The organism is Apibacter mensalis (assembly GCF_001418685.1).
Classification (GTDB): domain Bacteria; phylum Bacteroidota; class Bacteroidia; order Flavobacteriales; family Weeksellaceae; genus Apibacter; species Apibacter mensalis.
This window is the reverse complement of sequence record NZ_LIVM01000008.1, coordinates 46,608-59,226: the sequence shown is the minus strand read 5'-3', so window position 1 is coordinate 59,226 and position 12,619 is coordinate 46,608. Positions and strand designations below refer to the sequence as shown.

Here is a 12,619-nt window from a genome sequence, read left to right as displayed (position 1 = left end):
ATAAATATGAAAATATTCAATTCACAAGTAAAGTTATCAGTTTTATCTTTACTGTCAACCTTTTTTTTATTAAGTTGTGAAAATGATACAACTGATATTGGAGCTAACCTTATACCTGATAAATTAGAAGGAAAAAGCACATTCGTTGACCTGGTAGCTTATAATATTTATAATAATGATACTATTAGAGCAGATTATAACTCTCTTAATAATGGGCTGGTGGGTATTTATGAAGACAATATTTTTGGGAAATCAAAAGCCTCATTTAGTATACAAGTAAGATTAAGTACTTCAGACAAGATAAAAGGTAATATTCAGCAAGTTGATTCAGTTGTATTAAGCCTTAATCCTCCATTTAATCCATCTTCTTACAGGGAAAGGAAAATTATATTAAACCCAGGAAGTACCAGCGGTATCGATACTATTAAATATGTTAAAAAATATACATTAGCATCATATTTAGGTAAAGCCGGGAATTCAATGGAGGTAAATGTAAACCGGATTAAGAACACTTTTTTGGAATCCACTTCTTCAAAATTTTATTCAAATAAAATTATTGAGGTTGGAGATAAACTAGGAAGCGCACTATTAGCTGATTCGTTAACCAGTATATCGGTAAAAACGAGCGATGGGAAAATAATTTCAGAGCCAACTGTAGCAGGTTATAGGATAAAATTGGACCCCGAATATTTTTATCAACATTTTTTTAGTAAAAAAGGGAGTTCAGATATCAGTGATAATTCAAGGTTTATTCAATATTTTAAGGGAATTAAAATATATCCGGTTGATGAAAATTCAAAATTTATGTTTAATTTTCCTGTAAGTAAAATGACCTTGATTGCGTATTATAAGTATAAAGATAATTCATCAGATAAATACACTGCCACAACCTATTCATTTACGATGAATTCTGCATATAATTCGATGGTGGGAGAATATAATTTTTATAATCGTAATACAGCCAGTTCTCAATTCAAACAGCAAATGAATAATCCGGATAAGCAGTCAGGAGAGTCCATATTATTTTTACAAGGTATGGGTGGACCCTCTATTCATTTGAAATTAGATGATTCGCAATTAGAAGCCATTAAAGATTCTGTACAAAATCATAACTGGGCTATTACAGGTGCAAAATTGAAATTTTATCTGACAGAAAATGTCTCCTCTAAGCCTGGCTATATTTATGGATATAATTATTCACAAAAAAAGTTTTTACCCGACTTAACCTTCTATTCCGGCTTAGCAGGTTATTTCTTTAATCCAAAGTACGATTTTGATACTAATCCACAGTATTATACGCTAAATATAACCAAGCAAATCAAAGATATTGTAGAAAAGAATAAACCCAATGATGAAATTTTAGTTGAGATGGGTAATTTTATTACACGTTCTACAAATAGTAACGAGTATTTAGGATATTATAAAACAACAAGGGCTTACGAACCCTTTCGATTAACTTTTTACGGAAATAAAAATACAGGAAATAAAAAGTTAAGATTAGAAATATTGTATACTAAAAATTAAATATTTATTTGATAAATAAGAAATAAAAACATTAAATTATGTGTGGAATAACTGGATATATCGGAAATAAAAAGGCCTACCCCATAATATTAAACGGATTAAAAAGGTTAGAATATAGAGGTTATGATAGTGCTGGCATAGTTTTAAATGAAAATGGAACCTTTAAATTAAGAAAAACAAAGGGCTCAGTATCCGATTTAATAGCTAAATGTAAAGATTTAAATTCAGAAGCAACTGTAGGAATTGGACACACAAGATGGGCTACGCATGGCGTTCCCAGTGACATAAATGCGCATCCTCATATTTCAAATAACGGTAAGATTGCAATTATACACAATGGTATAATTGAAAATTATGCGACATTAAAAATTATGTTAACGTCTAAAGGGTATACATTTAAAAGTGAAACTGATACGGAAATATTAGTCAACTTAATACAGTATATGCAAGAGACACAAAATTTAGATTTAGCGACAGCTGTCAGATATGCATTAAATGAAGTTATAGGCGCTTATTCCATTGCTGTTATAGAAGTGGATCAACCGCAAGAGATTGTTGTAGCACGTTTAAGCAGCCCTTTAGCTATAGGTATAGGAGAAAATGAGTATTTTATAGCATCGGATGCTTCTCCATTCATTGAGTTTACTAATGAAGTCGTTTATCTTGAAGATGGTGAAATGGCTACTATAACCTTAAAGGGAGTAGATGTATACAAAATAAAAGATAATTCAAAGGTTAATCCACAAATTCATGAATTAAAAACAAGTTTGGAAAAAATTGAAAAAGGTGGATATGAACATTTCATGCTGAAAGAGATTCATGAACAGCCCAGATCTATTATGGATACTATGCGTGGAAGACTTTTAGTAGAAGAAGATATTATTCAAATGGCGGGTATATGGGATTATCAAGAAAAATTTTTAAATGCAGAAAGGATTATAATTATTTCTTGTGGAACTTCTTGGCATGCAGGTCTGGTAGGAGAATATCTTATTGAAGATCTCGCTAGAATACCGGTTGAGGTTGAGTATGCTTCTGAATTTAGATACAGAAATCCAATAATAACAGATAAAGATATCGTTATTGCAATTTCTCAATCCGGGGAGACTGCAGATTCAATAGCAGCTTTAAAGTTAGCCAAAGAAAAAGGCGCCTTTATTTATGGGATATGTAATGTTATAGATTCTTCAATAGCCCGTTTAACAGACGCAGGTTCATATACCCACGCAGGTCCTGAAATTGGAGTTGCTTCTACCAAAGCATTTACTGCACAACTTGCTTTGCTAGCTATGATAGCACTTAAACTAGCCAAGCACAAAGGAACTATAAGCAAAGAGAGATTCAATAGTCTTATCATTGAGTTGGAAACTATACCGGAAAGAGTAGCGGAAGTTATAAAAAATACAGAAAGTCAAATTAAAAAAATTGCTGAATTATATGCAGGTGCTGGTAATTTTTTATACTTAGGTAGAGGTTATAATTACCCTATTGCTTTAGAAGGTGCATTAAAATTAAAAGAAATTTCTTATATCCATGCAGAAGGATACCCTGCTGCAGAAATGAAACACGGACCTATAGCATTAATCGATGAGAATATGCCGGTGGTAGTTATTGCGCCTAAAAAAGGTTATTATGATAAAATTGTAAGTAATATTCAAGAAATCAATTCAAGGAAAGGTAAAGTAATTGCTATTGTTACTCAAGGAGATACTGTAGTTAAAGATATGGTTACAGAATCAATTGAAATTCCTGATGTATCAGAATATTTTACTCCCATTCTATCAGTAATACCCTTACAATTATTAGCGTATTATATTGCTGTACTTCGAGATGTAAATGTTGACCAACCTAGAAATTTAGCAAAATCTGTTACAGTTGAATAAATTGAAGATATTGTGAATTATTAAATACAAAAAAAGACTTGATTATGCAAGTCTTTTTTTGTATTAAGAAACAAAGGATTGTTACTATATATTAAACAAGAATCATAAAAATTCTGTAACTTTAAAATTAAAATAACGTATAAAAATAAATTAATTATACAAAATTAATAAATTATGAATAAAAAAGTAATCTTAATGATTTTAGATGGATGGGGAATAGCTACAGATAAAAGTGTATCAGCTATCGACCATGCTCGTACACCTTTTATGGACAGCTGTTTTCAAAAATATTCTAATACCACTTTAATAACCTATGGATTGGATGTTGGCTTACCTAAAGGACAAATGGGGAATTCAGAAGTTGGGCATATGAATTTGGGAGCCGGAAGAGTAGTTTATCAAAATTTAACAAAGATTAATTTAGCAGTTGAAAACGGAACTTTAGGAAATGAAGAAGAATTAAAAAAAGCTTTCGACTACGCCAAACATAATAATAAACCAGTGCACTTTATAGGGTTAGTTTCTAATGGTGGAGTTCATTCACATATAAGTCATTTAAAATCTTTAGTTGAAGCAGCAAAATCCTCTCAAGTAAAGAATGTCTTTATACATGCTTTTACAGATGGGAGAGATTGTGATCCACAAAGTGGAAAAGGATTTATAAAAGATACCATTGAATTTTGTGAAGATAACAATGCGAAATTAGCTTCAATTGTAGGAAGATATTATGCAATGGATCGAGATAAACGTTGGGAAAGAGTAAAGATCGCTTACGATGCCATGGTAAATGCTGAAGGAAATAAAACAGATAATCCTTTACAAGCCATACAACAATCCTATCAAGAAGGTATTACAGATGAATTTCTTACACCAATCGTAGTGACTGAAAATAACAAACCTGTAGCAAAAATCCAAGAGGGCGATGTTGTCATTTGTTTTAATTTTCGTACCGATAGACCTAGAGAAATAGTAGATGTATTATCTCAACATGACCATCCAGAAGTGGGAATTAAAAAATTAGATTTATATTTTGTCACCATGACAGAATATGATGAAACATTTAAAAACATACATGTCATATTTAAAGAGGATACTATAAAAAATACGCTTGGAGAAGTAATAGCCAACGCAACATTAAAACAAATTAGAATAGCTGAAACTGAAAAATATCCCCATGTAACCTTCTTTTTTTCCGGAGGAGAAGAAAAAGTATTTGAAAATGAAAAAAGAATTTTAGCTCCATCTCCTAAAGATGTTCCAACCTATGACTTAAAACCTCAAATGGCAGCATATGAAATCAGAGATGCAATTATACCTGAATTAGAAAAGAAAGAAGTAGATTTCGTATGTTTAAACTTTGCAAATGCGGATATGGTAGGTCATACCGGAGTGTTCGAAGCAGCAATTAAAGCAGCAGAAGTTGTAGATGAATGTGCAGGAGATATTTGTAAAGTAGCTTTAGATAATGGGTATACAACTCTAATTATTGCAGATCATGGAAATTCGGATAAAATGAAAAATGAAGATGGTTCTCCCAATACGCAACATACAACAAATCTAGTACCCTTAATTATTGTTGATCACGAAAAATTCAATTTAAAACAAGGTAAATTAGGAGATATAGCTCCTACAATTTTAACATTAATGGGATTGCCTATTCCTCAAGAAATGACAGGAAATGTTTTAATTGATAAATAATTAGTAAGAATTGAAATTATTAAAAAAGAGATACTACAAATATCTCTTTTTTTATTGTTGTAAAATTTTTAGATAAATAATGATTTATATGAAATATAATACCGATATTTAGTTGTTATATAGAGATAATATTCATGGAAAGATGATAAATATTTTTAACATGCATTTAACTAATTCATAAATAATATCTAATAGCAAATATGTAAATTTGTATAATTTGAAAAAATTACTAAAAATCATTATTATTATGTCATTTATAGCACGATTAGAGGTTGCCGGAAGAAAATATAATATTATAAATGTAAATTATTCATTAGCACAAGAAACTGATCCAACCGGACGACCTTCTTCACAAATTAGAGGGGGGAGAATAGAAATAACTTTAAGATCTACAAATGAAACTCGATTTTTTGAATGGATGACTAACAGTTATAGGAAGAAAAATGGAAAAGTTGTTTTTCTTAAAAAAGGTTCCAATACAACTCTAAAAGAATTAAATTTTACAGATGGTTATGTAGTAAAATATAAAGAAAAATTTGATGCATTAGGAATGGGAAAATCATCCATTACAGAAACATTTACTATATCAGCTAAGTCTATCAGTATGGGCTTAGGAGAGCATGTAAATAAGTGGATAGGATAAAAAACATTGCTGGTAAAAAAAGCAAATCAATAAGCCGGATTTTGTCATTCTCATTTCTGAAAAGCCTTGTTATTTATCTAGAATAAGAATTACTCCTTATTTCAATCTGCTTACCCCCCGGCATCGGACGGATAGCCCTTATAAATCCGGTATACATAGCATTGCACCTCACAGAGTTTACCTGATTTCACTACAGCCAAACTGTACTTTCTTTCTGTTGCACTGGTCCTCATCTTACGATGGACGGGAGTTACCCGCTGTGATATCCTTTGGTGTCCGGACTTTCCTCTTCAGCAAAAATATACAGAAGCAACAAGGTTGATTTGCTTTTTACAAAATTACAATATTTTTCAATACTTCAAAATTGATTTAAAAACTATGAGTTAATTATATTTGTTTTTAAATTTAGAGAAGAATGGATTTAGACGAACTATTAGAAGGTAAAATATTTTTAATAGATAAACCTATAAATTGGACTTCATTTGATGTTGTAAATAAAATTAAATGGAAAATTAAGAAGCAATTTAATTTAAAAAAAATCAAAGTAGGGCATGCGGGGACTTTGGACCCTAAAGCGACCGGCTTATTAATTGTCTGTGTTGGTAAGGCCACTAAACAAATCCAACAAATTCAAGATGCATCGAAGCTATATTCTGGAGAGATTAAATTAGGAGTTGAAACCCCTTCCTATGATTTAGAAACAGAGGAATATAATCCTAAAGATTATAATCATTTACAAATAAAAGATATAGAAGATGTTGCTAAATGTTTCATAGGTAATTCAATTAGACAAAAACCTCCGATATATTCCGCTTTAAAAAAGGAAGGGAAAAGATTATATGAATTTGCGAGGAAAGGAATTCACATAGATATTCCCAGTCGGGAAATCTCAATTTATGATTTTAAAATTACTAAAATTAATCTTCCTTATGTTGAATTTTTTGTCCATTGCAGTAAAGGAACTTATATAAGATCTTTAGCTCATGATTTTGGGCAAAATTTAGCAGTAGGAGGATACCTTACCCAATTACGTCGAGAAAAAATAGGAAATTATGATGTTAAAGATTCTGATAATTCAATTTTATCGTAAATAATTTTTTGAAAGTAAAGCCTATTTCTTTTATCGAGCTATTATTACTTCAATTCCTAGATCCTCAAATCTTTCAACATCTCTATTTTTAACACCTTCATCAGTAATTAAAGCATGTATTTTATCTAAATCAGTTATTTTACCGAATCCTCTTTTGTTAATTTTAGTAGAATCAGCTAAAACGATAACTTTTTCAGAATTTTGTATCATTAGTTGATTCATTTTAGCTTCCATAGTGCTTGAAGTGGAAAGTCCAAAATCAAAATCTACCCCATCACCGCCTATAAAAAGTTTACTGCAAGAATAATTACTGATCATTAATTCGGCATATGGGCCCATGACTGAGCCTGATTTGGTTCGTACATCACCACCAAGTTGTATTACATCAAAATTCGGATTACCATATAGTAACATGGCGGATTTTAATGAAGAAGTAAGAATAGTTAGCTTAGTATAATTATTTTCAATAACCTGAGCAACCATTTGTGTGGTGGTGCCTGAAGAAATAGTAATAAAATCATTATCTTCAATAAAATTGAGTGCAGCTTTTGCTATTTTTGATTTTTCTTCAACTTGTAGTGTTTCTTTTTTGTTAACATGTCTCTCCTTAACAATAAAAGACTCTCTGGTTGCTCCCCCATGAGTTCTATATAATTTACCGATTTTTTCAAGATGAGTTAAATCTTTTCTAATTGTAACTGCAGAGACATTTAATTTTTTACATAATTCTGTTACAGATACATAATGATTAAAATTTAATTCTTCTAAAATTTCTTGTTGTCTTATATTATTTATGTTGTTGATCTTCATAGGTAGATTTATATAGATATGGATAAAAATTAAATGTAATAATTTAGAAATCAAATTTACGAAAATATTTAAATTAATATAAGGATATTAAGTGTTTAGTTTCGTTATTGAAAATAATTAAATTAATATATAATTGTATGTTAATCAATATTAAATGTAATAAATAGAATTACTTTTACATAATTTTATACCTAAAAAAAATTACATTTTGTGAAAAAAAAATTTGTTTTATTGTTGTTTAGTTTCGATTTAGTAAATACATTTGTTACGATTTAATGTTTTAAACGATCTTATTTAATGTAATTTATTATAAAACTAAAATTAAAATTATGGATTCAGTCGTAACAACAAAATTTATAGGAGAATTATTAGGTTCTTTTTCTTTAATTGCTTTAGGATGTGGAATAAGTATGAACCTTACGTTAGATAAATCTTATGGGGAAGGAAATAAAGCAACTTTAAGCGGGCCGCTTGGTTGGGGGTTTGCAGTTGCAATGTCGGTTATAATTTCGTCCCCTTTCGATACCGGTGGGCATTTTAACCCGGCAGTTACCCTTGCACAATGGGCAGCAGGTGTTTTTGATTCCCAATTAGTACTTCCTTATATAGCAGCACAATTTATTGGATGCTTTTTAGGAGCTCTTGTTGTTTCGTTCGTATATGGAGGACATTTATCAGCCACTTCTGCAGATTCAGGAAAAATTTTAGGAGTTTTTGCAACCAATGCATCCATTAGAAAAAATAATTCTGTTCAGAATTTTTCAGCGGAAGTTATAGGAACTTTCTTCTTAGTATTTATAGGACTATCCATGGGAGCTAATCATGGAGGTGTAATTATAGAAAATACAACAGGAATTCCTCAATTTACTCATTCTATGGTAGGATTTGGTTCTTTAGGTGCTCTTCCTGCCGGGTTTATGATATTTGCTATTGGTATGGCATATGGAGGAGTTACCGGATGGTCTTTAAATCCTGCCAGAGACCTTATGCCTAGATTAGTACACCAAATACTACCTTTAAAGGGAAAAGGAGATAGTGATTGGGGATATGGAATTGTTTACGCTTCCTTAGCTCCTATAGTAGGCGGAATGCTTGCTGCAGGATTATATCTATTAGTTAAAGAATATTTTTTAAAATAAAGAATTGATGATTACGTCATAGAACAATCGAATTAATTACTAAACCATAAAAAATAAATAAAAATGAAATTTTTCATTGATACCGCAGATTTAGAGCAGATTAAAAAAGCACAAGATCTAGGAGTTCTTGACGGAGTTACTACCAATCCTTCCATTATGGCAAAAGTAGGAATATCCGGAAAGAATGGAATATATGCTCATTACAAGGCTATATGTGAAATTGTAAACGGAGATGTAAGTGCAGAAGTACTATCTACTGATTACGAAGGAATTATTAAAGAAGGTAAAGAATTAGCAGAAATAGACAAGCAAATTACAGTTAAAGTTCCTATGATTTATGATGGAATAAGAGCCATTAAATATTTTTCCAGTAAAGGAATTAAAACCAATTGTACACTGGTTTTTTCACCCGGTCAGGCTCTACTTGCAGCCAAAGCCGGAGCCACTTATGTTTCTCCTTTTATAGGAAGACTGGATGATACATCTACTGATGGCTTAAATCTGATCGCAGAGATTAGAGAAATATATGACAACTACGGATACACTACAAAAATATTAGCCGCATCGATACGATCTTCCATGCATATTATCAATTGTGCAAAAATAGGGGCAGACATAATAACTTCTCCATTAGCTCCAATACTTGATTTGCTCAAACACCCATTAACAGATATAGGATTAGCTAAATTTTTAGAAGACTCTAAAAAACTTTGAATTTTAAAAGAGACCTTATCAATTATAAACCACAAAAAAATAAAAATAAAATGTCAAAAGAAAGCATTAAATCAGCTTTAAAACAAGCTACTGTAACTAAGTTTCTAGAAATAGAGACCCATATTTTAAATGATATACCTCAAATATTTAAAGAACAATTTCCCGGTAAAAAAGCAATCGTCATTGCAGATCCCAATACCTATAGAGTTGCAGGGAAAAAAGTTCATGAAGCATTAAAAAATGCAGGATTAGAAGGGGTAGAACCATATATTTTGGATGATCCGAACTTATATGCAGATTATATTTTTGTAGAAAAAATAAGAGATTATCTTAAAGATAAAGAAGTTACACCTATTGCCGTTGGCTCAGGAGTTATAAACGATCTTACTAAAAGAGCTAGTTCCGAGCTCAAACGCCCTTACATGTGTGTAGCAACTGCCGCATCTATGGATGGATATTCTTCAGCAGGTGCCTCCATAACCAATAAGGGAGCAAAAATCACTCATGCATGTGAAGCCCCTAAAGTCTTAGTTGCAGATATAGATGTTATTGCTGCTGCACCCCCTTTAATGACCGCTTCAGGATATGCAGATTTATATGCTAAAGTAGTATCTGGGGCAGATTGGATTTTAGCTGCAGAATTAGCAGATCCCAATCATCCTAAAAAAGGTATTGAGCCTATGACTGGTGCATGGAATATTGTACAAGATGGGCTTACTGAAGCATTGCAAGACCCATCAGGGGCAAAAAATGGAAATCCTAAAGCTATTGAATTATTAACCGAAGGATTAATGTTAGGAGGCTTTGCTATGCAATCCATGGAATCTTGGGGGGCTGGAGTGAGCCGTCCTGCATCCGGTTCAGAACATCAATTCAGTCACCTATGGGATATGGAACATCATACTTTCAAAGGTGAAATGGCAAAAAAATTCGGTTTATATCCCAACCAGGATGAACAAGCCCCTTCGCATGGATTTAAAGTAGGCATTGGAACATTGGCAATAACTGCTTTGTATGAAGTATTTTTAAAAGAATCTATAGACCGGCTTGATGTTGAGGCTGCGGTTGAAAAATGGCCAACCTTAGAATCCCAATTAAAAGAGATAGATGAAATGTTTGCAGGGACTGAAATACATCCCTTTGCAGTAGCTCAAACTACAGATAAATACGTAACCAAAGAGGAATTAAGAGAGCAATTAAATAAAATTAAAAAGAGTTGGCCACAATTAAAAGTAAAGCTTAGAAATCAAGTAATTCCATTTGAAGAAACAAAAAAACGATTGGCGGCAGTAGGAGCACCTGTTGAACCGGAAGAAATTGGCATTACTAGGAAAAGACTCAAAGATAGTTTTTACAGAGCACACAAAATCCGTAGCAGATATACAATTTTAGATTTTGCTTACAGATCCGGATATTTTGATCAATGGATTGAAGAATTATTCGGCGAAAAAGGAGTATTAAAAGGAAAATAAATTATAAGAAAATACAAGTAATAAAAAATTACACACTTTTTCTTTATATCTTTTAAATATAAATTGTATGAATAATTATATCACAAATATAAAAAGTGTTCCAAGTGCCCTTTTATATAAAGTAAAAAAATTAAAACATGTTGCTCTGGATATGGATGGAACGATCTATAACGGTTCTACACTATTTCCATATACTGTCAGCTTTTTAAATCAGCTTAAGAGATTGGGAATAAGCTATTCATTTCTTACTAACAATCCATCTAAAAGTATTTCAGATTACTTAGAAAAACTGGAAGGATTGGGAATAGAAGCAACAGAAGAAGAAATGTACTCGTCAGCAGTTGCCACCATAGATTATTTGAAAACAAAACATCCCGAAGTAAAAAAGTTATTTATATTGGGAACTTCCAGTATGATCAAACAATTCAATAAAGCAGGGTATATATCTACAGAAGATTCTGCACAAGATGAACCTGATGCCTTAATTGTAGCTTTTGATATGACCTTATGCTATGAAAGATTATGTAGAGCAGCTTGGTGGGCAAAACAAGGGAAAATTTATATAGCCACCAATCCTGATAAAGTTTGTCCGACAGATAAACCGGTTGTATTAGTCGATTGTGCTTCAATTTGTTCGTCTATTGAAACTGCAACGGGAAGAAAACCAGATGTTGTTTTGGGGAAACCGCAAAAAGAAATGTTAGATGGAATACTATCAGCTAAAAATTTAAAACCGGATGAAGTGGCTATGGTAGGAGATCGCATTTACACCGATATGATGATGGCACATAATGCGGGAGCTTTTGGAGTATTGGTGCTTACCGGGGAAGCTACATTGGAAGATGCAGAAAAGGCAAACCCCGAATTGGATATTGTTCTACCTAGTATAGAGGTGTTAGGTAATTTAATTGAATACTCGCATTTAAGATAAGGCTATGAGAAAATTTACACAAATAAAAGAAGAAGCATTTGAAGGCAATAAGTTATTGCCCAAATATAATTTAGTTTTATTTACCTGGGGTAATGTAAGTGTAGCAGATCATAATCAAGGGGTCTTTGCTATAAAACCTAGTGGAGTACCCTATGAAAAGTTAGATGTTGAAGATATGGTAGTGGTTGATTTCGATGGAAAAATAATAGAAGGTAATTTAAGACCCTCATCAGATACGCCTACTCATGCAGTATTATACAAGCATTGGAAAGATGTTAACTCAATAGTTCACACGCACAGCACCTATGCTACAGCATGGGCACAATCTTTATTGGATATACCTATATTCGGTACTACTCATGCAGACCATACCATTTCAGATATACCTTGTGCGCCCCCTATGAGCGATGATATGATCGAAGGAGACTATGAATACCAAACAGGATTTCAGATATTAAATATTCTTAAAGAAAAAAAAATAAGTCATAAAGAAATGGAAATGGTGTTGGTAGGAAGTCATGCACCCTTTACCTGGGGTAAAACAGCTGAAAAAGCAGTTTACAACAGTGCTGTATTAGAAAATATTGCAAAAATGGCCTATTTAACCAGACAACTCAATTCCAGTTCCCCAAGATTAAAAGAAGCTTTGATCCATAAACACTATGAAAGAAAACATGGAGCCAATGCTTACTATGGTCAAGAAAAAAAGAAATAA

At 32.0% G+C, this 12,619-nt stretch carries 11 protein-coding genes and 1 other RNA gene; 10 read left to right on the top strand and 2 right to left on the bottom strand.

Annotation, left to right across the window (positions count from 1 at the left end):
* Positions 1–6: 6 nt before the first annotated feature.
* The 4 genes from ASC36_RS06800 to tssD all read left to right on the top strand — a co-directional run bounded on the left by ASC36_RS06800 (position 7) and on the right by tssD (position 5,748).
* Entirely contained in the window at positions 7–1,524 is a 1,518-nt protein-coding gene (locus ASC36_RS06800) for a DUF4270 family protein (protein ID WP_055425742.1), read from the top strand.
* 38 nt (positions 1,525–1,562) lie between these two features.
* Positions 1,563–3,407, top strand: coding sequence for a glutamine--fructose-6-phosphate transaminase (isomerizing) (gene glmS / locus ASC36_RS06795; RefSeq protein WP_055425741.1), 1,845 nt, complete (start codon positions 1,563–1,565; stop codon positions 3,405–3,407).
* Between the two features lie 174 nt (positions 3,408–3,581).
* Positions 3,582–5,105 carry a 2,3-bisphosphoglycerate-independent phosphoglycerate mutase gene (gpmI, locus tag ASC36_RS06790; protein ID WP_055425740.1) on the top strand — a complete coding sequence of 508 codons (1,524 nt, stop codon included), beginning with the start codon at positions 3,582–3,584 and terminating at the stop codon, positions 5,103–5,105.
* 247 nt (positions 5,106–5,352) lie between these two features.
* Positions 5,353–5,748: a type VI secretion system tube protein TssD gene (gene tssD / locus ASC36_RS06785; protein ID WP_055425739.1), complete on the top strand. Its 396-nt coding sequence runs from the start codon at positions 5,353–5,355 to the stop codon at positions 5,746–5,748.
* Between the two features lie 14 nt (positions 5,749–5,762).
* Here tssD and rnpB read toward each other — a convergent pair.
* An RNA gene (gene rnpB, locus ASC36_RS07090) (RNase P RNA component class A) lies at positions 5,763–6,078 on the bottom strand.
* Between the two features lie 85 nt (positions 6,079–6,163).
* On the opposite strand from rnpB, the gene truB reads away from it, so the two are divergent.
* Positions 6,164–6,838 (top strand): tRNA pseudouridine(55) synthase TruB, encoded by a 675-nt coding sequence (gene truB / locus ASC36_RS06780; RefSeq protein ID WP_055425738.1) that lies wholly within the window; start codon positions 6,164–6,166, stop codon positions 6,836–6,838.
* A 30-nt stretch (positions 6,839–6,868) separates the two neighbouring features.
* Here the strand turns inward: truB and ASC36_RS06775 are convergent, their stop codons facing one another.
* A complete protein-coding gene (locus ASC36_RS06775; protein ID WP_055425737.1) occupies positions 6,869–7,648 on the bottom strand; it encodes a DeoR/GlpR family DNA-binding transcription regulator in 780 nt (259 codons plus the stop codon).
* 329 nt (positions 7,649–7,977) lie between these two features.
* Between ASC36_RS06775 and ASC36_RS06770 the strand changes: the two genes are divergently transcribed.
* From ASC36_RS06770 to ASC36_RS06750, 5 genes are all read left to right on the top strand, one after another.
* Entirely contained in the window at positions 7,978–8,787 is an 810-nt protein-coding gene (locus ASC36_RS06770) for an MIP/aquaporin family protein (protein ID WP_055425736.1), read from the top strand.
* A gap of 63 nt (positions 8,788–8,850) precedes the next feature.
* On the top strand, positions 8,851–9,501 hold the full coding sequence (fsa, locus tag ASC36_RS06765) for a fructose-6-phosphate aldolase (RefSeq protein ID WP_055425735.1): 651 nt from the start codon (positions 8,851–8,853) through the stop codon (positions 9,499–9,501).
* A 50-nt stretch (positions 9,502–9,551) separates the two neighbouring features.
* Positions 9,552–10,973 carry a sn-glycerol-1-phosphate dehydrogenase gene (locus ASC36_RS06760; RefSeq protein WP_055425799.1) on the top strand — a complete coding sequence of 474 codons (1,422 nt, stop codon included), beginning with the start codon at positions 9,552–9,554 and terminating at the stop codon, positions 10,971–10,973.
* A gap of 67 nt (positions 10,974–11,040) precedes the next feature.
* Complete coding sequence (locus ASC36_RS06755; protein ID WP_055425734.1) at positions 11,041–11,904, top strand: HAD-IIA family hydrolase; 864 nt, start codon at positions 11,041–11,043, stop codon at positions 11,902–11,904.
* A gap of 4 nt (positions 11,905–11,908) precedes the next feature.
* Positions 11,909–12,619, top strand: a complete 711-nt coding sequence (locus ASC36_RS06750) for an L-ribulose-5-phosphate 4-epimerase (RefSeq protein ID WP_055425733.1) — start codon at positions 11,909–11,911, stop codon at positions 12,617–12,619.